Origin of the sequence: Kitasatospora sp. NPDC059827, from assembly GCF_042731675.1 — a bacterium.
Taxonomy (GTDB): Bacteria; Actinomycetota; Actinomycetes; order Streptomycetales; family Streptomycetaceae; genus Kitasatospora.
The window spans coordinates 1-19,321 of the sequence record NZ_JBHWIV010000108.1 but is presented as its reverse complement, the minus strand read 5'-3'; the positions used below and the strand labels follow the sequence as shown (position 1 = coordinate 19,321).

Annotated in this window: 17 protein-coding genes; 8 read left to right on the top strand and 9 right to left on the bottom strand. The window is 71.9% G+C overall.

Annotation, left to right across the window (positions count from 1 at the left end; all coding sequences use genetic code 11):
* Positions 1–7: 7 nt before the first annotated feature.
* The 4 genes from ACFV8H_RS37285 to ACFV8H_RS37270 all read left to right on the top strand — a co-directional run bounded on the left by ACFV8H_RS37285 (position 8) and on the right by ACFV8H_RS37270 (position 5,371).
* Positions 8–1,885 (top strand): stealth family protein, encoded by a 1,878-nt coding sequence (locus tag ACFV8H_RS37285; RefSeq protein ID WP_380408657.1) that lies wholly within the window; start codon positions 8–10, stop codon positions 1,883–1,885.
* 100 nt (positions 1,886–1,985) lie between these two features.
* On the top strand, positions 1,986–2,351 hold the full coding sequence (locus ACFV8H_RS37280; RefSeq protein WP_380408655.1) for a hypothetical protein: 366 nt from the start codon (positions 1,986–1,988) through the stop codon (positions 2,349–2,351).
* 57 nt (positions 2,352–2,408) lie between these two features.
* A complete protein-coding gene (locus tag ACFV8H_RS37275) occupies positions 2,409–3,149 on the top strand; it encodes an ABC transporter ATP-binding protein (protein WP_380408674.1) in 741 nt (246 codons plus the stop codon).
* The gene (locus tag ACFV8H_RS37270) at positions 3,146–5,371 is read left to right on the top strand and encodes an ABC transporter permease (protein WP_380408653.1); all 2,226 of its coding nucleotides are present in this window, start codon (positions 3,146–3,148) and stop codon (positions 5,369–5,371) included. Before ACFV8H_RS37275 ends, ACFV8H_RS37270 begins: the two co-directional genes overlap by 4 nt.
* 151 nt (positions 5,372–5,522) lie before the next feature.
* On the opposite strand, the gene ACFV8H_RS37265 is transcribed toward ACFV8H_RS37270, so the two are convergent.
* The 4 genes from ACFV8H_RS37265 to ACFV8H_RS37250 form a co-directional block, all read right to left on the bottom strand.
* Positions 5,523–5,927 carry a YccF domain-containing protein gene (locus ACFV8H_RS37265; RefSeq protein WP_380408651.1) on the bottom strand — a complete coding sequence of 135 codons (405 nt, stop codon included), beginning with the start codon at positions 5,925–5,927 and terminating at the stop codon, positions 5,523–5,525.
* A 74-nt stretch (positions 5,928–6,001) separates the two neighbouring features.
* Positions 6,002–6,652 (bottom strand): hypothetical protein, encoded by a 651-nt coding sequence (locus tag ACFV8H_RS37260; RefSeq protein WP_380408649.1) that lies wholly within the window; start codon positions 6,650–6,652, stop codon positions 6,002–6,004.
* Positions 6,653–6,764: 112 nt separating this feature from the next.
* Positions 6,765–7,373 (bottom strand): hypothetical protein, encoded by a 609-nt coding sequence (locus ACFV8H_RS37255; RefSeq protein WP_380408647.1) that lies wholly within the window; start codon positions 7,371–7,373, stop codon positions 6,765–6,767.
* Positions 7,374–7,495: 122 nt separating this feature from the next.
* On the bottom strand, positions 7,496–8,587 hold the full coding sequence (locus ACFV8H_RS37250) for a YncE family protein (RefSeq protein WP_380408645.1): 1,092 nt from the start codon (positions 8,585–8,587) through the stop codon (positions 7,496–7,498).
* Positions 8,588–8,722: 135 nt separating this feature from the next.
* On the opposite strand from ACFV8H_RS37250, the gene ACFV8H_RS37245 reads away from it, so the two are divergent.
* Entirely contained in the window at positions 8,723–9,610 is an 888-nt protein-coding gene (locus ACFV8H_RS37245) for a LysR family transcriptional regulator (protein WP_380408643.1), read from the top strand.
* A gap of 78 nt (positions 9,611–9,688) precedes the next feature.
* On the opposite strand, the gene ACFV8H_RS37240 is transcribed toward ACFV8H_RS37245, so the two are convergent.
* The 5 genes from ACFV8H_RS37240 to ACFV8H_RS37220 form a co-directional block, all read right to left on the bottom strand.
* Entirely contained in the window at positions 9,689–11,371 is a 1,683-nt protein-coding gene (locus ACFV8H_RS37240; RefSeq protein ID WP_380408641.1) for an alpha/beta hydrolase, read from the bottom strand.
* Positions 11,372–11,374: 3 nt separating this feature from the next.
* Complete coding sequence (locus ACFV8H_RS37235; RefSeq protein WP_380408639.1) at positions 11,375–11,782, bottom strand: hypothetical protein; 408 nt, start codon at positions 11,780–11,782, stop codon at positions 11,375–11,377.
* A gap of 173 nt (positions 11,783–11,955) precedes the next feature.
* Positions 11,956–12,483, bottom strand: a complete 528-nt coding sequence (locus ACFV8H_RS37230; RefSeq protein WP_380408637.1) for a hypothetical protein — start codon at positions 12,481–12,483, stop codon at positions 11,956–11,958.
* Positions 12,480–14,171 (bottom strand): alpha/beta hydrolase, encoded by a 1,692-nt coding sequence (locus tag ACFV8H_RS37225; RefSeq protein ID WP_380408635.1) that lies wholly within the window; start codon positions 14,169–14,171, stop codon positions 12,480–12,482. The genes ACFV8H_RS37230 and ACFV8H_RS37225 overlap by 4 nt, the downstream gene beginning before the upstream one ends.
* Positions 14,172–14,173: 2 nt before the next feature.
* Positions 14,174–14,581 (bottom strand): hypothetical protein, encoded by a 408-nt coding sequence (locus ACFV8H_RS37220; RefSeq protein WP_380408633.1) that lies wholly within the window; start codon positions 14,579–14,581, stop codon positions 14,174–14,176.
* 238 nt (positions 14,582–14,819) lie between these two features.
* On the opposite strand from ACFV8H_RS37220, the gene ACFV8H_RS37215 reads away from it, so the two are divergent.
* From ACFV8H_RS37215 to ACFV8H_RS37205, 3 genes are all read left to right on the top strand, one after another.
* Positions 14,820–15,236: a DUF6153 family protein gene (locus ACFV8H_RS37215; RefSeq protein ID WP_380408631.1), complete on the top strand. Its 417-nt coding sequence runs from the start codon at positions 14,820–14,822 to the stop codon at positions 15,234–15,236.
* A 124-nt stretch (positions 15,237–15,360) separates the two neighbouring features.
* Positions 15,361–17,028, top strand: coding sequence for a multicopper oxidase family protein (locus ACFV8H_RS37210; RefSeq protein WP_380408629.1), 1,668 nt, complete (start codon positions 15,361–15,363; stop codon positions 17,026–17,028).
* Between the two features lie 294 nt (positions 17,029–17,322).
* Positions 17,323–19,257, top strand: coding sequence for an amino acid transporter (locus ACFV8H_RS37205; RefSeq protein WP_380408627.1), 1,935 nt, complete (start codon positions 17,323–17,325; stop codon positions 19,255–19,257).
* Positions 19,258–19,321: the final 64 nt, after the last annotated feature.

Sequence of the window (19,321 nt, the reverse complement as noted above, 5' to 3'; positions counted from 1 at the left end):
CGCAGGCATGATGCTCCGTCGCCGCACCGTCCGGCACGCCCTCCGCACCGTCCGGCGCGCCCTGTGCACCGCGGGCCGCAGGGCGCAGCGGCGCGCGGTGCCGGCGCCGGCTCCTCCGAGCGCCGACGAGCTCCGCTACCGACGCGAGGAAGAACTGCTCGCCTCCCAGCCGGAGTTGGTGCGGGAACGTGGCCTGGTCACCGAGGTCCGGGAGGACCTGCTCGCCGCCGACGCCTTCCTGCGCAGTTTCACGGAGGTCACCGACCTTCTGCTCACGCGGGGGATCGGCTTCGCGCCGGTCCCCCGCCGGGGCTCCCGGCAGTGGGTCGTCATCCCACCGGGGCGGCGAGCCGAGGTGCTGGCGGCATGCGCCGGAACCTTCGAGGGCCAGCCCGTCTACGCCGACCTGCTGGGCCACGACCACACGTATCTGACCGTGCTCGCGGAGGAGCTTCCCCGCGCTGTGGCGGCCTTGGAGGAGCCGGTCGAACCCTCGGACGACACCGCCGGGACCGCCGACACCGCCGGGACCGCCGACACCGCCGGGACCGCCGATCCGGCACCGGCCCCCGTACGAGTCAAAGGGGTACGGCTCTACCGTCCGGTGGTGACGTCTGGCCGAAGCCTCTTCTACGGCCCCGAGTACGGTTGCGAGCTGGACTTCTGGGACTCCGCCGCACCCTCCGAGGGCGCCATCGCCGCGATCCACGAGCCGCCGTTCGGATGGTGGCTGCCCTCGCTCACGGCCGATGCCACCGTACGGATCGCCGACCGGGACTTCCCCGTGCCGGCTGCCTTCGCCCGGGCACGCCTGACCGACGTCACCTTCCCCATCGATGCGGTCATCACCTGGGTCGACGACACCGACCCCGCCTGGCAGGCCCGCCGAAGCGCTGCGGTCGCCGCGATGAACCTTCCCGACCCATCGGCCTCCGGGACCGGTGACGAGCGTTTCCGCAACCGGGACGAACTGCGGTACTGCCTTCGGTCGATCGCCATGTACGCCCCCTGGATCCGCCGCGTCCACCTGGTCACCGATGGGCAGCTGCCCGACTGGCTGGTGACCGAACATCCGGATCTGGCCCTGGTCTCGCACCGCGACTTCTTCGTCGACCCCGCGACGCCGCCGGTCTTCAACTCCCACGCCATCGAAGCCCAGCTCCACCGCGTTCCGGACCTTGCCGAGCACTTCCTCTACTTCAACGACGACATCTTCCTCGGGCGACCGCTCCGCCCCGAGCACTTCTTCCAGGGCAACGGCGTCCCGCTCGTCAACCTCGACTCCCGGGTGATCCCACCGCAGGCGGTCACCGCGTCCGACGACGAGTACGTCGCCGCCCAGAAGAACACCCGCGCCCTGCTGCGCCGCGAGTTCGGCCGCGAGACCACCAACACGCTCAGCCACACGCCCCACCCGCTGACCCGCACGCTGCTCGCCGAAAGCGCCGAGGACTTCGCCACCGAACTCGCCGACACGGCCCGATCGGTCTTCCGCTCGTCCACCGACATCGCCCCGATCACCCTGGCCACCGCCCGCGGCTACCTCACCGGCCGCGCCGCCTGGGGCCACTTGAGGCACCACTACGCGGAGATCGGCCGGCAAGCCGAACTCGACCGGCTCCCCGCCCTCCTGCACGACCGCGCCGTGGACACCTTCTGCCTCAACGACGGTGTGCTCGACCACCTCGACCGCGCCGAGCAGGACCGGATCGTCACGGCCTTCCTCCAGGCCTACTTCCCCGTGGCCGGCCCCCTCGAAGCCGTCCCACCACCACCGCGCGGTGACCAATTCCGGGGGCGAACGGCTGCTCTCCTGCCGGATCCTCGACGACGGGCCGGCCCTGCCGGATCTGCCGGAAGTGAAATCGAGGATCACTTTTGTTGACGATGCGTCGGCTAGTTTTCTTTCCACCAGAGTCCGAGGTTTTCATACGGCGCCTTCGTCACGATCTCCGAATGCGGCGGCGCCTTGAGGGAGGAATTTCATGTCGGTGCGTTTCGCAGCCGGGAAGTTGACTGTCGGGATACTCGCCGTCGGCGCGGTCCTGGGCGCCTCGCCGGCGTTCGCGCAGGATCACGAATCCAACATCCGGGGGGCTTCCGCCTGGAGCAAGGGCAACAACGCCACGGTCTCGGTGAAGGACACCGAGGCGGACAAGCACAGCGTCTACGTGCGGTACTACCGGCACAACAACGGCGGCGAGAAGCGGATGAACAACCACGGCGGCTCGGGCACCACCCTCACCAGTGGCAGTGACGCCGAGCACTACGTCACGCAGATCAAGGCGTGCGTGGACATCCAGTGGGATGACGACCGGTGTGACGGCAGCTGGCAGCTGACCGACGACTGAGTCCGGCATCGATCAATGGCAGTGGGACGGCGGGCAAGCCGTCCCACTGCCATTGGCATGTGTCCTGTGGGAAATTTCGAGGAGGGTGTGCCGGTGGATTCGGAAAGCGGCTCGGCGACCGGGCTGGTGCTGGATGTGCGGGGATTGTCGTATTCGGTCGGGGGGCGGCAGCTCTTGGACGGCCTGGACCTCCAGGTGGATTCCGGCGAGTCGGTGGTGGTGACAGGGCCGAGCGGGTCGGGCAAGAGCACGTTGCTGTCCTGTGTCCTGGGACTGGTCAGGCCTGATACCGGAACGGTGTCCGTCGCCGGGGCCGAGATGACCCGGTTGAAGGGCCGGGCGCTGGCAAGGCACCGGCGCCGCACCATCGGGATGGTGTTCCAGTTCGGCGAACTGCTGCCCGAGCTCTCCCCCGCCGACAACGTGGCGCTGGCCGCGCTGCTCTCCGGCGTGCCGCGGCACCAGGCGTACCGGACCGCCGACGAGTTGCTGACCGAGCTCGGCGTGCCGTCGGTCGACGGCGCCGACCGGCTCTCGGGAGGGGAACGGCAGCGGACCGCGGTCGCGCGGGCTCTGGTCAACGCGCCGGGGCTGCTGCTCGCCGACGAGCCCACCGGGGCACTGGACGAGACGACCCGGGACAAGGTGGCCGACCTGTTGTTCGCCCAGCCGCGTGCCCGTGGCTGCGGGCTCCTGGTCGTCACCCACGACATGCGGATCGCCGAGCGGGCCGACCGGGTCCTGCGGGTCCGTGACGGCGCGCTGGTCCCGTGCCCGGCCGTCGGCGGTGCACGGTGAGGACACGCGGGTGGGGACTGCGGGGACAGCTGCTGCGCACCGGCCTGGCCGCCGGCAGGCGCGCGGAGGCCGGGAAGGTCAGGTTCGTCGCGCTGCTGGGTGCCACGGCCGCGCTCGCGGCCGCGCTGCTGACCGCGGCCGCCGGCTACGCCACCTACGAGGGCCGCGAGGCGCGCCAGACCGCCAGGGCCCCGGTCCTGGCGGTCAACGACTCCGGCCGACCCGCCACCGCGCGCTGGGGCGCGGCGTTCGACTCGGTGGGCGGCCGGCAGTTCTCGATCGTCTACCTGGAGCCGCTGACCCCCGACGCCCCGCTGCCCCCCGGGCTGGCCCGCTGGCCCGCCCCCGGAGAGGCGGTGTTGTCCCCGGCGCTGCGCGCGGACGGGGCGTCGGAGTCGATCGCCGACCGGTACGGCACGGTGGTGGGCACGATCGGTGCCGAGGGCCTGGCCGCACCAGGGGAACGGCTGGCCTACATCCGGCCCACGGCCGTTCTGGCCCCGGACGCGCGACGGATGGACGGCATCACCGGCTACGGGCAGTCGGACTGGAACGACTTCTTCGGGGACCCGATCTTCATCGGCAAGCAGTGGCTGTTCCAGCTGGGTGTCGCCGGGCTCCTCGTCCTGCCGGCCCTGGTGCTGACGGTCGTCGCGGTGCGGTCCGGTGCCGTCGCCCGGGACCGGCGCACCGCCGTGGTGTCCGCGCTCGGCGGCTCCCGTCGCGACACCGCCTGGATCGCCCTGGGCGAAGCGGTCGTGCCCCTGGCCGCGGGCGCCGCCGTCACCGCGGCCGCGTCAGCGGGCGCCCTGGTGCGGGACTGGCACATCCCGGTGGTCTCCTACCAGTTGGCCGCCGCGGACCTGCGCGATCACGCCTGGCTGCTGCTGTCGGCCTGGCTCCTCTCCACCGTGGCGGTGGCGGGTGCGGTGACGGTCACCGGTTCCGTGTCCGCGAGGCCTTCACGGGCGGCGAAGCGGTCCCGGCGGGTGCGCCCCACCGCGACCGGCCCGCGGCGGTCCACCACCCGGTGTGCGGCGCTGTGCCCGGTGATGCTGCTGGTCGCCGTCCGAGGCCCGGACTACGTCGACCCGCAGACGGCACTGGCCGGGTTGGTCCACTACGCCGGCGTGATCGGCACCCTGGCCACCCTGCCCGCCGTCATCGGCCTCGCCGCGGCGGCCGCGGGCCGCTGCCTGACTCGCTGCGGACGCCGGCTCGGCAGCCCCGGCACGCTGATCGGCGGCCGCCACATGGCGGTGCACCCGTCGGCCGCCACCCGGGTCGTCGCCGGCGTCGTCGTCGCGGTCGGCCTGATCATCCAGATCCAGATGTGGTACACCGCCGGCTCCGCGCCCGCGGTGCAGGCCAAGGCCATCCACCAGCGGTTCGGTGACACCATGCTCCAGTTCCGCCCCGTCAACACCCCCACCCCGGACCGGATCTCGGCCTTCCGCACGCGACTGCCCGCCAACGCATCACCGGTGACCCTCACCGACCCGGGCGGCGACACCCCCGGCGGACTGCTCATCCGTGGGAGCTGTGACGCCCTGACGTCCCTCGAACTGCCGTGTACCGCCGAGCCCGTCGCCGTTCCCCCGACGGCCGGCGACCGGCGGGCCCGCATGCTCATGTCCTTCTACAGCTACTCCGGCCGGACACCGCGCGCCCAGGCCGGGGAGCCGGGCATCACCAATGCCGGCAGCACGACCGTCCTCATCTCGACCGACGGCCGGGACCTTCCCACCGCCCGGATCAAGAACGCCGCCTTCCATACCCTCCCTCAAGGCGCGGAGGTCTCCACCGTCGGCGGCGAGTGGCTCATCGGGACCAACACCATCGCCGACCAGGCCCGGTGGATCCCGCTCCTGGGGGCCGTCGCCATCACCGTCCTGGCCGCCGCCGTCGGCATCAGCGGCCTGACGGAGTTCCTGCGCTTCGGCACCGTCCTGGCGCCGACCACCGTCCTCACCGGGACACCCGGCGTCTACGCCGTCGCCGCGGCGTGGAACGTCCTGCTCCCCATGGCCCTTGCCGGACTCGCCGGAGACGCCGTCGGCGCCTGGCTCGCCATCTCCCGCCCCGTCGGGGGAACCGAGCTGTCCACCACCACCCTGGCCTTCTGCGCTCTGGCCACCGTCGCCCTCGCCACCGTGCTCTGGGTCTGGGGCACCGTCAGCAGCACACGCCAGGGCCGCACTTGGACACCGGGCAAGGACTGAGGGAACCAGGCCCCGGGGACACGCCGGACACTGACACCGCACACCCGCTCCGCCTTGGCTTCCGCCTGACGCTGACGCGGGCCTGAACGGCGCAAACGCTGATGGCCGACGAGGAGCCTCCCTCGTCGGCCATCAGCGTCGCCGGTGGCGCTCAGTAGCGGGTGCCCCAGGCCTCGTCGGTGGAGACGATCTCGCGGCCGAGCGGCATCAGCGAGATCGGGATCATCTTGAGGTTGGCCCAGCCGAAGGGGATCCCGATGATCGACAGGAACAGCGGGATGCTGGTCACCAGGTGCGCGATCGCCAGCCACCACCCGGCGAAGACGAACCAGATCACGTTGCCGACGCAGGACGCCGCCCCGGCGTCCGGCCGCTCGACGGTCGTCCGTCCGAAGGGCCACAGTATGAAGCCGGCGATCCGAAATGAAGCAATGCCGAACGGGATGGTAATCACGAGCACGCAGCAGATAATTCCGGCGACGACGTACCCGATGGCCATCCAGATGCCGCAGAAGAGCAGCCAGATGACGTTGAGGACGAAATTGATGGGCTTCATGCGCGTTACCTTCTCACGCTCGACGGACTGACTGCCACGACCTGCCATGCCCTCTGGCGTGCGCGTTCACTCCCTTAGGGGGTGCTCTTGGGGGATGACTCGGGGGTCGGGAGGGTGGGGAACTCGGTGGCGGAGGGGCTCGTGTAGTGGCAGTCGCCGGAGGTGGGGCAGAGGTACACCGTGAGGTCCTCGCCGTGGGTGGGCGACAGGAGGCGGAATTCGGCGAAGGTGACGAACCTGCCGCCGCCGAGGTCGACCGCGCGGAAGCGGGGTGGGGCGGCGACGTGGTCGGTGTCGCCGGTCACCTTGACGTCGTCCTGGCGGCCGGAGAAGGCGATGAACAGGTACTGCTCCGGCCCCAGCACCCCGTTCGCCACCAGCTCCGTGTCCCTGGTCTGATCGTCGATCGGGATGAACTCGGTTCCGTCCCACGGGTCGCCGAGGTGTACCCAGCAGACGTCGAGGTTGTCCTTCAACCAGAACGCGACCGCTCGGGAGTGCCCGTCGTCGTCGAGTACCGCGAGGGTGGCGAGGGTCGGCTTCGGGCACTGCTTCACCAGGAGCCCCGGCCGGTCGACGGCGTCGACGATCCACTGGGCGGACGGCGGCGCCGGTTCGGGCAGCACCACCGTGTGGCGCGGCGGCCCGTCGTCGGCGAAGACTCCGCAGGCCGTCACAGCGGCCAGGACGGCCACCGAACTCACCAGTCCCGCAAGGCGTTTCATCGCGTACCCCCCGTAGCGCTCCGATGGATCCAGGGTCGGCCAGGGCGGGGCGGCCGGCAAGGCGCCGCGGGGTCACGGAACCGTCCCGGTCCGGCACGGAGGTGACGGTGCGTCAGTGGGCGTCGCGGCAGGCGCCGGTGGGGGTGCAGAGGGTGAGGGTGAGCGGGCGGCCGGTCGGGGGGATCCGGTAGTGGTAGGCGGCGAAGGTGACGAGGTCGCCGGCGCCGAGGTCGAGGGTGCGGCGCCGGACGGGGCTGACGAGGTGGTCCGGGTCGCCGGAGACCGTGATGTCGTCCACCTGGCCGCGGTAGGCCGTGAAGGCGTAGGAGTCCACGCCCGCCGTGGTGTCGGCGGGCATCGGGGTGCGGGGGACGAGGTCCCCGATGGCGGCGAACCAGACGGTGGTGGGCGTGACGCCCGCGTGGTTGACGACGGCGTAGCAGACGTCGAGGTTGTCCGGCAGCCAGAGGGCCACGGCCCGGGTCCGCCCGTCGGTGTCGAGGACCACCATGGTCGCCAGGGTCGGCTTCGGGCACTGCGGTGGCAGGTTGAGTCCGCCGACGAGGTCCGCGATCCACTGGGCGGAGGGCGGGGCGGCCTCGGGGAGCGGCACCGGGTGGCGGTAGGTGCCGGGGTCGAGGGCCGGATCGCAGGCGGTGGCCGGGCCGAGCGCCGTCACCAGTGCCAGCGTCGACCAGAGCGTCCCGAGGCGGCGTCGCATCGTGTCCCCTCTCCTTCCCGGTACGACGGGTGGGCCCCAGGATGCGCCCGGCACCGGGCGGCGGCAAGGCTCCGGGCGGCGGCAAGGCTCCGGGCGCGGTCGGCGCCCGGAGCCGGGAGGGGTCAGGCCGGGCGGGGCAGGTAGGCCAGGCCGTGGGCGCCGGGCTCGGCGAGCTTGGGGACGGTGAGGCGGGTGACCGGGGTCAGGGTGTCGAGGTCGACGACGTCCACGGTCGAGGAGACGACGGAGGCGACGTAGCCGAACCGGCCGTCGGGGGAGGAGGTGATGGTCAGCGGGAAGCGGCCGACCTCGACGGAGCCGAGCCTGCGGTGGGTGGCCGCGGAGAAGACGGTGAGGCAGCCGGGGTCCTGCCGGCCGAGCGGCGAGTCGGGGCTGGTGGTGGCGTGGATCTCGCCGGCCAGGAGGCGGCCGCTGCTGGTCAGGTGGACCGGCAGGACGGCGGAGCCGGTGGGCAGCACGTCGACCACGGAGGCCGTACGGGTGTCCAGGACGCGGATGCCGGGCGCGGCGTCGGGCTTCCCGGCGAAGCCGAGGTAGGGCCCGCCGACGTACACCCGGGCGCCGTCGGCGGAGACGGCCAGGCCCTCGCTGCCGGGGACGGTGATCTTGGCGGTCAGCGTGCCGCGGTCGAGGTCGACCACGGAGACGTACGGGGCTTCCTTGTTGGTGGCGTAACCGGTGCGCCCGTCCGGGGAGATGGCGAACCAGTGCGGGCCCGGGGCGTCGGTGTCGATCCGGCCGAGCGGGCGGCGGGTCGCGGTGTCGACGACCACCACGCCGCCGGGTCGGTCCGCCGAGGCCTCGACGCTGACGTAGAGCCGGCCGCGGACCGGGTCCAGGGCCAGGCCGTGCGGGCCGTGCTCGGGGGCGAGGTCGATCACCTCGACGACGGTGCGGGTGTCGGCGTCGATGACGGTCAGCTCGGTGCTGTGGCCGTCGTGGGCGTTGTAGTAGCCGGAGCGGTACGCGCTGGTGCACCAGAGCAGACGCTGCGTCGGGTCGAAGCACAGCTCGTGCGGCTGGGCCGGGACCTCGACGGTGTCGAGCAGGGCGTCGGTGGCGGCGTCGAAGAAGGAGACGGTCGGGCCGCTCTGGCTGACGACGGCGAGGACGTCGCCGGCGAGGTGGGCGCGGGCGGCGAGGTCGGTGCTGGTGTCGAGGTGGGCGCGGGTGTCGAGGGGGGTGTTCGGCACGGGAACTCCTGGTGGGTGGCCGGTGGGTGCTTCGTGAACGGTTCCCACTGTGCTCGCCCCAGGCCGGTCGAACCATGCAAGGATCGGCACGGGATCATTGCCCCGTACGCAAAACTGCAGCTCAGGAGCCCACTGATGGACCTCAACCTGCTGCGGGCGCTGGATGCCCTGCTCCAGGAGAACAGCGTGACCCGGGCCGCCGAGCAGCTCGGCACCTCGCCGGCGGCTGCGAGCCGGATGCTGGCCCGGCTGCGCCGCGCGGTCGGCGACCCGCTGCTGGTGCGGGCCGGGCAGGGGCTGGTGCCGACCCCGCGGGCGCTCGAACTGCGGGAGGAGGTGGCGGAGTTGCTGCGGGGCTGCGACAACGTGCTGCGGCCCGGGGCGGGTTTCGACCCGGTGCACCTGGAGCGGACCTTCACGGTGCAGAGCACGGACGCGGTGCTGGTCCGGGCGGCCGGCCGGCTGACCGGGCGGATCCGGGCCGAGGCCCCGGGCGTGGACGTGCTGTTCCTGCCGGAGTCGCTGGAGGGCGGACCGGGCCTGCGCCAGGGGCGGGTGGACGTCGAGGTCGGCGTGCTGGGGCAGTTGGACCCGGAGATCCGCACCCGGCCGCTGGTGACGGCGCCGGTGGCCGGCGTGGCGCGGGCGGGGCACCCGCTGTTCGAGGGGCGGATCACCGCCCGGCGGTTCGCCGCCGCCGACCACATCGGCGTCTCGCGGCGCGGCAAGCGGCTCGGGCCGATCGACGCGGCGCTGGCCGAGCGCGGCCTGCGCCGCCGGGTGGCGGTGGTGGTGCCCAGCCACACCGCCGCGATGCTGCTGGCCCGGGACTCCGACCTGGTGACGCTCGGGGCCGCGGACTGGCTGCCGGAGGCCTTCGAGGCGCTGGGCCTGCGCACCTTCCCGATCCCGCTCGAACTCCCGCCGCTGGAACTGGGGATGGCCTGGCACCCGCGCAACTCGGCCGATCCTGCGCACCGTTGGTTCCGTGCGCACCTGGCGGCGGCCGTGCGGCAGGAGTAGCGGGGCAGGAGTAGGGGGCAGGAATAGGGGCCGCAGCCGGCGAGTGGCTGCGGCCCCGGACCGCCGAAGAGGCGGCCGCTACTTGCCCGCGATGACGTACCCCATGGCTCGCAGGGTCGGCGAGCCGTTGTTCCAGTAGTCGGAGTGCCCGGCCTTGGGGTCGACCGGCATGACGTTCGCGCCGAAGTCGGACACGGTGGTCTGGCGGCCGTGGATCAGGTGGTGGTCGTCGTCGTCGACGAAGGGCAGGTTGCTCACCGTGTTGTCCCAGAGGTTCTGTGCCATTCCGCCGGGGTCGATGGCGGCGGCCATGCCGATCATGTCGGACGGGCTCTGCGCCGCGTACACGTGGGACGGGTCGATGCGGAGGTCCTTGGCGGAGTCGACGCCGGCGCCGGGGCTGGCGATCAGGACGACGTTGTCGACCGGGAGCCCGTGGTCCTTCATGGTGTAGCCGATGGTCGTGGTGCCGTAGCTGTGCCCGAGGATCGTGTTGTTGCCGATGGTCCCGTTGTGGGTGGCGTGCAGTCCGTTCTCGAAGCCGACCAGCTTCTTCTCCGCGTCCTTCGCGTACTGGTCGTCCGTGGCATCGGTGAGGGACTGCGGGGCGTCGTAGCCGATCCAGGTGATCGAGGAGGTGGTCTTCCCGGTGCCGGCGGCGTTGGCCGCAGCGACCATGGCGTCCGAGCGCTCGATGTCGCTGCCGATGTGGCCGAGCCGCGCTCCGGTGCCGGGGACGTACGTCGAGACGTTGTCGGCGGTGTCCGGGTTGCCGCTCGCGACGATGGCGTGGCCGCGACCGGCGTTGTCGTAGCCGAGCAGGAAGGTCTGCGGATGGTTGGCGTCGACGGGGACCTTCATCCGGTCCTCGATCGCCTTGATGCCGTTCAGCTGGTCGACGAGCCCGTCGTGCTCCTGCTTCCAGAGCTTGTGGTCCAGGGGCTCGACGGCGCCGACCGACGTGCCCACCACCGAGTTGGGCTCCGGGCCGAGGGCGTCGAGCCGCTGCTGGAGGTCGGCGTGCGTCTTGGCGAGGGTGATCCGGTTGGCCTGGTCGCGGCCGGTGGCGGGGATGCCGTCGAGGTTGCCGATCTGCTCCGGGTGGGTGAGGGCCATCATCCGCTGCTGCTCGTCGGTCAGGCTGTCCCACCAGGCCTTGACGCTGTTGGGGTCGGTGCCCGCGGCGGGGACCTGTTGGAGCGCGTTCGCGGCGGCCGTGTCGTTCTTCGCGACGGTGGAGTCGAGCCCGGTGGCGTTGGTCGCGTTGGTGGTGAGGTGGGCGAGTCGGCTGCTGATCGTCCGGTCCGCGTGGTCGGCCTCGGTGAGGGCGGCGGTGATCCGGCTCTGGATGTCCTTGGCCAGGGTGTCGGCGTCGGCGCCGGGGAAGTTGGGGGAGTTGGGGTCCTTGTCCCAGGTGATCCCGCCGTCGGGGGCGACGGTCAGCTTGTGGGCCTTGGCGTCGTTGAGGGCGTTGGACAGGTGGGTCTGGGCGGCGACGAAGGCCTCGGAGGCGTCCTGGAGGGCCCGGCTGATGAGCCCGATCTCCTGTTGGGCGGCCTGGAGTTCGTCGTGCAGCGTCTGCATCCGGGTCTGGGCGTGGCCGCCGGCCGTCCCGGTCCACTCGGAGCGGGTCAGCCGGTCGACGACCTCGTGCTGCCAGTTCTCCACGTGCTGTCCGAAGGCGGTGGAGAGGGTGTCGAAGGCGCCCTTGGCGGTGGCGAGGTTGCCGAAGTCGGCGCCGTTCAGCGTCTTGATGTCCATCGGCTACTCCACCGCCTTCGCACTGCGCGGTCCCACCGGGCCGGGGATGACGACGGTCCCGAACGGGTCGGGCTCCTTGGTGGTCGGGACCGGGGTGTCCGGGTGGATCATGTTGGTGTGGATGTCCTGCTCGACCTGCCGGTAGTAGGCCGCCGAGGTGCCGAGCTTGGTGCCGAAGTCGCCCATGTCGCCGCCGAGCCTGTCCAGCAGGGTCTTCCAGCTGCTGCCGCAGGTGGTCAACGCGGCGGCGGTGAGCCAGCCTTGCAGGGTGCCGGCGGCCTGGCTGCACGGATCGGTGATCTTCGCGGTCTCGCCGGGTATGAGACCGCCGATGTGTTGCGCGCTCTGTCCGCAGCCGTCCAGCTCGGACGGTTTGACCTTGAACGCCAAACCCGCATCGGGTTCTGCCATTTCCTCGTTCCCCCGTCAGTTCCGGACCGGTGGCCGGACGGGTTGCCGGGCCGGTCCGAGCGACAACTGACGACGCATGCTAGCGGATCGTCGAGAACGGAAAAGGGGTTCGACCAGGGCGTGTGCGAAGGGGCCGCACCTCGGTAAAGGTGCGGCCCCGAAGGGGAGTTGGGCTACTTGGCCGGAGTGCCGTCGGGCCAGACGCAGGGCGAGCCGACCTGGAGGGTGAGGTCGTGGCCGGATTCGGAGGTTCCGTTCAGGATCGCGAGGAACTGGTTCTGCGGGTTCCTCAGCCGGATCCGGTCGACGTGGGAGCCCGTCGGCTCCGGCACGGCCTGGAAGCCCTGTCCGGTCAGGTAGTCGCGGAAGGCGGCCACCGTCCGGGACTTGGCGTCCGACGGCACGTCACCGAGATCGCGGACCCGGCTGGTCTGCTTCCGGCCGTGCGGGCCGATGTCGTTGGCGTCGCACTCCAGATCGCTGAACGCGGGCGGCGAGGACACCGGCTGGACCGGCAGTCGGGCCTGGACGGCGGCGAGGTAGCCGTCGATCTGCGTCTTCGCCTGGTCCAGGGTGATGGTGGGCTGCGCGCGCTCCTGGAGGGTGTCGGCCCCGCAGGCGCTCAGAGCGGTGGCGGTGACCGCCAGGAGGGCCGCGGCGGTGACCCGCCCGATCAGCGGGACGGGTGCGGTGGCGGTCATGAGTTGGGCTTTCCGGCGATGACCTGGCCCATGGCGGCCAGGGTGGGTGAGCCGTTGTTCCAGTAGTCGGAGTGACCGGCGTCGGGGTCGACGGGCATGACGTTCGCACCGAACTCCGGGGCGGTGGTCTGCCGGCCGTACATCAGGTGGTGGTCGCCGTCGCCGAAGCCGAAGTCGGTCTTGATGTTGTCCCAGAGGTTGTCGCCCATCCCGCCGGGGTCGGTGGCGGCGGCCCAGCCGATCGCGTCGGCCGGGCTCTGCGCGGCGTACACGTGGGAGGGGTCGATCCGCAGGTCCTTGGCGTTCTCGACGCCGGCGCCGGGGCTGGCGATCAGGACGGCGTTGTCGACCGGGAGGCCGTGGTCGCGCATGGTGTAGCCGACGACCGTGGTGCCGTAGCTGTGGGCCAGGATGGTGTTGTTCCCGATGGCCCCGTTGTGGGTGGCGTGCAGTCCGTTCTCGAAGCCGACCAGCTTGTCCTCCGCGTTCTTCGCGTAGGTGTCGTCCGCGGCCTCGGGGATGATGTTCTGGGGTGCGTCGTAGCCGACCCAGGTGATCGACGAGGTGGTCTTGCCGGTGCCCGCGGCGTTGGCGGAGGCGACCATCGCGTCCGAGCGGTTGATGTCGCTGTTGATGCTGCCGAGCCGGGCGCCGGTGCCGGGGACGTACGTCGACACGTTGTCGGCCGTGTCGGGGTTGTTGACCGCGACGATGGCGTGGCCCTTGCCGTTGGTGTCGAAGCCCATCAGGAAGGTCGGCGGGTGCTGGGCGTCGACGGGCGTGTTCAGCCGGCTCTCGATGGCGTTGATGCCGTTCATCTTGTCGGCCAGCTCGTCGTGCTTGTGCTGCCAGTCCGTGTAGGCGGGGTTCGGGCGGATGAACCTGCCGTTGCCCACGGTCGCCGGCGGCGCGGCGCCCAGCGCGTCGAGCTGGTGCTGGACGTCCTGCTTGCCGCGCGCCAGGTTGATCCGGTTGGCCTCGTCCCGGCCGGTGGCGGGGATGCCGTCGAGGTTGCCGATCTGGTCCGGGTGGTTGAGGACCATCCGGTGCTGCTGCTCGTCGGTCAGCCCGTTCCACCAGGCCTTGACGCTGTTCGGGTCGGTGCCGGCCGGGGGGATCTGGCCGAGGGCGTCCGCGGCGGCCTGGTCGGCCTTCGCGGTGGCGGAGTCCAGGCCGGTGCCGTTGCTCGCGTTGGTGGCGAGGTGGCCGAGCCGGGTGTTGATGGTCTGGTCGGCGTGGTCGGCCTCGTTGAGGGCGGCGGTGATCCGGGCCTGGATCTGCTTGGCCTGCGACTCGGCGTCCGTGCCCGCGAAGTTGGGGGAGTTGGGGTCCTTCTCCCAGGTGATCCCGCCGTCCGCGGCGACGGTCAGCTTGTGGGTCTTGGCGTCGTCCAGGGCGTTGATCAGGTGGGCCTGGGCGGCCGCGAAGCCGTCGTAGGCGTCCTGCAAGGCCCGGCTGACCAGGCCGAGTTCCTGCTTGGCGGCCTGGAGTTCGGTGCCCAGGTCCTGGATCCGGGTGTTGGCGTGCCCGGCGGCCGTCCCGGTCCACTCGGAGTGGTTCAGCCGGTCGACGACCTCGTGCTGCCAGTTCTCGATGTGCTGGCCGAAGGCGGTGGCCAGGGTGTCGAAGGCGTTCTTCGCGCTGGTGATGCCGATGACGTCGGCGTCGTGCAGGGTCTTGATGTCCATGGCTACTCGGCCGCCTTCGCGCTGCGCGGCTTGACCGGGCCGGGGACGACGGCGGTGTCGAAGGGGTCCGGCTCGGTGCCGTTCGAGGCGGGCGCGTTCGGGTTGCGCATGCTGTTGTGGGCGTTCTGCTCGGCCTGGCGGTAGTAGGTCGCCGAGGTGCCGAGCTTGGTGCCGACGTCGCCCATGTCGCCGCCGAGCTTGTCGAGCAGGGTCTTCCAACTGGTGCTGCAACTGGTGATCGCGCCGGCGGTGAGGAAGCCCTTGAGGCCTCCGGCGGCCGTGCTGCACGGATCGGTGATCTTGGCGGTCTCACCCGGTATCAGGCCGCCGATGTGCTGCGCGCTCTGCCCGCAGCCGTCCAGCTCGCCCGGCTTGACCTTGAACTCCAGTCCCGCGTCAGGTACTGCCATCTCTTCGTTCCCCCGTCAGTTCCGGACCGCGGCGTCCTCCCGGCCCGGGATCGTGCGTAACTGCCGGGCATGTTAACGGATCTTGTACACGGAAAGTCCGCCGGAACCCGGGGGGATGTGGTATGGGCTCGAACGACCCGGTGGCGGCCCCCGGCGCACGGCCCGGTCGTAGCCCGGTCGCAGCTCGGGATACCCTGAGGGGGTAAGCGGACTCGGTGGGGCGGACGGGAGGCGGGGCATGGCGCAGCAGCGGCCGTACGGTGCCCCGGTGCCCGGGGTGCTGCGCCTGCTGCTGCTCGCCGCGCTGCTGCTCGGCATCGTGACGATGCACACGCTCGGGCACCCGAGTGGTGGGCACGATGGGCACGGCGGGCCGGAGGGGCACGGGCCCCGGGTGGCGGTGGTCCAGCAGCTGCCGGACCACCACGGGCCGACCGTCGATCCCGCGACCGCCGACGGCATGGACCCGATGACGGTCTGTCTCGCCGTGCTGGCCGGCTGGGGCGTGGTGCTGCTGCTCGTCGGCCCGCTGCTGCGCCGCAGCGGTGACGCCGCCGCCGAGGTGCGGGCCCGGTTGCTGCGGGCCGTCCGCGCACTACCGCCGCCCGGGGGTGGGCGGCTCCTCCTCAGCAGACTGTCGGTGCTGCGTCAGTAGGCGTGCGCCCGCCGTCCCGTGCCCGCGCACGCGCACGCGCCATCGCGCCTGCGCGCCCGCGCACGGAACGGCCGACGCGCCGTCCTGTACGTCCACACCACCCCTGTACGAGGTGCACTCCGCCATGCGCACACCCACCCGTCGTACCGTCCTCGGCGCCGCGCTCGCCGCCGCCGGGACCGGCCTGCTCACCGCCTGCTCCTCCGGTTCGCCCGGCTCCGATCCGATGAAGGGCATGGACCACGCGTCCATGGACCACTCGGCCATGGACCGTTCCCCGACGACCGGCAGCGCCGCTCCCGTCACCCCCGGCGCCCCCGCCGGCTTCGTCGCCCCGAACGGCCCCGAGGTCGCCGCCGCCGAGGCGCGGCGCAAGCCCGGGCCCGAGCGCAAGGTCGCGCTCACCGCCACCGAGACCACCCTCGACCTGGGCGGACGCACCGTCCGCAGCTGGGCCTACGGCGACCGCCTGCCCGGCCAGGAGGTGCGCGCCACCGTCGGCGACACCCTCGCCCTCACCCTCGCCAACCACCTGCCGCAGCCCACCTCGCTGCACTGGCACGGCCTCGCGCTGCGCAACGACATGGACGGCGTGCCGGGCCTGACCCAGGACCCGGTCCGGGCGGGGGCCTCCTTCGACTACCGTTTCGCCCTCTCCCACCCCGGCACCTACTGGTTCCACCCGCACTCCGGCGTCCAGCAGGACCGCGGCCTGTACGCCCCGCTGATCGTCGAGGACCCGAAGGAGCCGCTGCGCTACGACAAGGAGTGGGTGGTCGTCCTGGACGACTGGGTGGACGGGGTCGACGGCAGCACCCCGGACGCCGTCCTCGCCGAACTCGCCAAGGGCATGGGCGACATGGGAGCCATGGGCGGTACGGGTGGCACCGCCGGTACGGGTGGCATGGACCACTCGGGGCACAGTATGCCGGGCATGTCGGGCACCCCCACCGGAGCCACCGGCCCGTCCCGGATGCTGATGGGCGCCACCAGTCCGCTGCTCGGCGGCGACGCGGGCGACGTCTCCTACCCCTTCCACCTGGTCAACGGCCGCCTGGCGACCGCCCCCGAGACCTTCACCGCCAAGCCCGGCGACCGGATCCGGATCCGGCTGATCAACGCGGGCGGCGACACCGCCTACCGGGTCGCCCTCGGCGGCCACGAGCTGACCGTCACCCACACCGACGGCTTCCCGGTCGAACCGGCCACCACCCAGGCCCTGTTGCTCGGCATGGGCGAGCGCTACGACGTGCTGGTCACCGCGAAGGACGGCGCCTTCCCGCTGACCGCCCTGGCCGAGGGCAAGAACGCCGCCGCGCTGGCCGTGCTGCGCACCGGCGGCGGCGCCGCGCCGGACGCCTCGACCCGCCCCGCCGAACTCGACGGCCGGCTGCTGACCGCCGGGCAGTTGAAGGCCGATCCGGGCGTCCGGCTGCCGGACCGGGCGCCGGACCGCACGGTGGCGCTGGAGCTCACCGGCGGCATGGCCAGGGCCGACTGGGCGTTCAACGGCCGCAGGTACGACCCGGCGCAGCGCCACCCGGTCGCGGCCGGGGAGCGGGTGCGGCTGGAGTTCCGCAACAGCACCGCCATGTGGCACCCCGTCCACCTGCACGGACACAGCTTCGCGCTGGGCGCCGGCGGCCCCCGCAAGGACACCGCGATCGTGCTGCCGGGCACGACCCTGGCGGTGGACTTCGACGCCGACAACCCGGGTCTGTGGATGGTGCACTGCCACAACGTGTACCACGCGGAGACCGGCATGATGACGGTCCTCGGTTACCGGGCGTAACCCCGTCCGGTCCGTGAGACGCCGGGGCGGGGTGCTCCACCGCCCCGCCCCGGCGCCGGCCCCGACCCGCCGCGCCACCCGTTCCGACCTGCGCAGCCATGACGTTTTCTTAACGCGGGCCGATGACGTCTCCTTAACGGCTGTCGCATAGCCTGGCGCACTGCCGTCGCCCGACGGCGCTTTACGGGGTCTTTAAACAAGAGGTGCAAGGTGGTTTCGTCGGGTTCGACGGAGGCGACGACGGAGGCTCCGTCGTCGGCGCGAATACGGCTGCGCAGCTGGCTCCTGGAGGACATGTCCCCGGAGAAGGCCGCCAGGGACGCCGCCGCGAAGGCGCAGCAGGACGGCGCGGAGTCGGGGGACTCCGCCGCCGAGGCCGGTCACGCTGCGCACACGGGCCAGCCGTGGTGGCGCGTGATGTGCCTGACCGGTCTGGACTACTTCTCGACGCTCGGCTACCAGCCGGGCATCGCCGCGCTCGCGGCCGGACTGCTGTCGCCGATCGCCACGATCGTGCTGGTGCTGGTCACCCTGCTGGGCGCGCTGCCGGTCTACCGGCGGGTCGCCCAGGAGAGCCCGCGCGGTGAGGGCTCGATCGCGATGCTGGAGCGGCTGCTGTCGTTCTGGAAGGGCAAGCTGTTCGTCCTCGCGCTGCTCGGCTTCGCGGCGACGGACTTCATCATCACGATCACTCTCTCCGCCGCCGACGCCAGCGCCCACCTGGTCGAGAACCCGCACCTGACCGGCGCCCTCGGCGGCAAGCAGATGGTCATCACGCTGATCCTGGTCGCCCTGCTCGGTGCCGTCTTCCTCAAGGGTTTCGGCGAGGCGATCGGCCTGGCCGTGGGGCTGGTCGGGGTCTACCTGGCGCTCAACGTGGTGGTCGTGGTGGTCGGCATCTGGAAGATCGTCCAGGCGCCGCACGTCGTCACCGACTGGTCCAACGCGCTCACCACCCAGCACGGCAACGTGTTCGTGATGATCGGCGTCGCGCTCGTCGTCTTCCCGAAGCTCGCGCTCGGCATGTCCGGCTTCGAGACCGGTGTCGCCGTGATGCCGCACATCAAGGGCGACGCGGACGACACCGAGGCGAACCCGGTCGGCCGGATCCGCGGCACCCGCAAGCTGCTCACCACCGCCGCCGTGATCATGAGCACCTTCCTGATCGCGACCAGCTTCATCTGCACCCTGCTCATCCCGGCCAAGGAGTTCGAGAGCGGCGGCCAGGCCAACGGCCGCGCCCTGGCCTTCCTGGCGCACGAGTACCTGGGCGGCGCCTTCGGCAGCGTCTACGACCTGTCGACCATCGCCATCCTCTGGTTCGCCGGCGCCTCCGCCATGGCGGGCATGCTCAACCTGCTGCCCCGCTACCTCCCGCGCTACGGCATGGCCCCGCACTGGGCCCGCGCCGTGCGCCCGATGGTGATCGTGCTGACCGTGGTCGGCTTCCTGATCACCTGGCTGTTCGACGCCAACGTCGACGCCCAGGGCGGCGCCTACGCCACCGGTGTGCTGGTCCTGATCAGCTCGGCGGCCATCGCCGTCACCATCGCCGCGTACAAGAAGCGCCAGCGCGGCTGGACCGCCGCCTTCGGGGTCATCGCCGCGGTCTTCCTGTACACCACCGTGGTGAACACCATGGAGCGCCCGGACGGCGTCAAGATCGGTGCCTGCTTCATCGCCGGCATCATCCTGGTGTCGCTGCTCTCCCGGCTCAAGCGCGCCTTCGAGCTGCGCGTCACCGACGTGCTGCTGGACGAGACGGCCGAGCGGTTCATCCGCGACTACGCCCACCGCCCGCTGCGCCTGATCGCCAACGAGCCGACCAACCGGGACGTCGCCGAGTACCGCGACAAGATCCGGCAGATCCGCGCCGACAACGACATCCCCGGCGAGGACGACCTGGTCTTCGTCGAGGTGACCGTCCGGGACGCCTCGGACTTCGAGTCCGAGCTGACCGTCCGCGGCGAGGTGCTGCACAACCGGTACCGGGTGCTCACCCTGGAGAGCTCCAGCATCCCGAACGCGATCGCCGCCCTGGCGCTCACCGTCCGGGACCGCACCGGGCAGCGGCCGCACCTGTACTTCGAGTGGACCGAGGGGCACCCCTTCGCCCAGTTCCTGCGCTTCATCCTGTTCGGTCAGGGCGAGGTCGCGCCGGTCACCCGCGAGGTGCTGCGCGAGGCGGAGCCGGACCGGACGAAGCGTCCGCGGGTCCACGTCGGCTGACGCCGCCGCCTGCCCGCGCCACGGCCCGCCCGCTGCGCAACGGCCCGCCCGGTCCTCGGAGGAC

Bases quoted from the DNA above. Each gene is read 5' to 3' on its own strand.
- ACFV8H_RS37275 (WP_380408674.1), top strand. From the start codon at position 2,409: ATGTGTCCTGTGGGAAATTTCGAGGAGGGTGTGCCGGTGGATTCGGAA.
- ACFV8H_RS37285 (WP_380408657.1), top strand. From the start codon at position 8: ATGATGCTCCGTCGCCGCACCGTCCGGCACGCCCTCCGCACCGTCCGG.
- ACFV8H_RS37230 (WP_380408637.1), bottom strand. From the start codon at position 12,483: ATGACCGCCACCGCACCCGTCCCGCTGATCGGGCGGGTCACCGCCGCG.
- ACFV8H_RS37280 (WP_380408655.1), top strand. From the start codon at position 1,986: ATGTCGGTGCGTTTCGCAGCCGGGAAGTTGACTGTCGGGATACTCGCC.
- ACFV8H_RS37210 (WP_380408629.1), top strand. From the start codon at position 15,361: ATGCGCACACCCACCCGTCGTACCGTCCTCGGCGCCGCGCTCGCCGCC.
- ACFV8H_RS37240 (WP_380408641.1), bottom strand. From the start codon at position 11,371: ATGGACATCAAGACGCTGAACGGCGCCGACTTCGGCAACCTCGCCACC.
- ACFV8H_RS37220 (WP_380408633.1), bottom strand. From the start codon at position 14,581: ATGGCAGTACCTGACGCGGGACTGGAGTTCAAGGTCAAGCCGGGCGAG.
- ACFV8H_RS37235 (WP_380408639.1), bottom strand. From the start codon at position 11,782: ATGGCAGAACCCGATGCGGGTTTGGCGTTCAAGGTCAAACCGTCCGAG.
- ACFV8H_RS37255 (WP_380408647.1), bottom strand. From the start codon at position 7,373: ATGCGACGCCGCCTCGGGACGCTCTGGTCGACGCTGGCACTGGTGACG.
- ACFV8H_RS37205 (WP_380408627.1), top strand. From the start codon at position 17,323: ATGTCCCCGGAGAAGGCCGCCAGGGACGCCGCCGCGAAGGCGCAGCAG.
- ACFV8H_RS37225 (WP_380408635.1), bottom strand. From the start codon at position 14,171: ATGGACATCAAGACCCTGCACGACGCCGACGTCATCGGCATCACCAGC.
- ACFV8H_RS37265 (WP_380408651.1), bottom strand. From the start codon at position 5,927: ATGAAGCCCATCAATTTCGTCCTCAACGTCATCTGGCTGCTCTTCTGC.
- ACFV8H_RS37245 (WP_380408643.1), top strand. From the start codon at position 8,723: ATGGACCTCAACCTGCTGCGGGCGCTGGATGCCCTGCTCCAGGAGAAC.
- ACFV8H_RS37260 (WP_380408649.1), bottom strand. From the start codon at position 6,652: ATGAAACGCCTTGCGGGACTGGTGAGTTCGGTGGCCGTCCTGGCCGCT.
- ACFV8H_RS37215 (WP_380408631.1), top strand. From the start codon at position 14,820: ATGGCGCAGCAGCGGCCGTACGGTGCCCCGGTGCCCGGGGTGCTGCGC.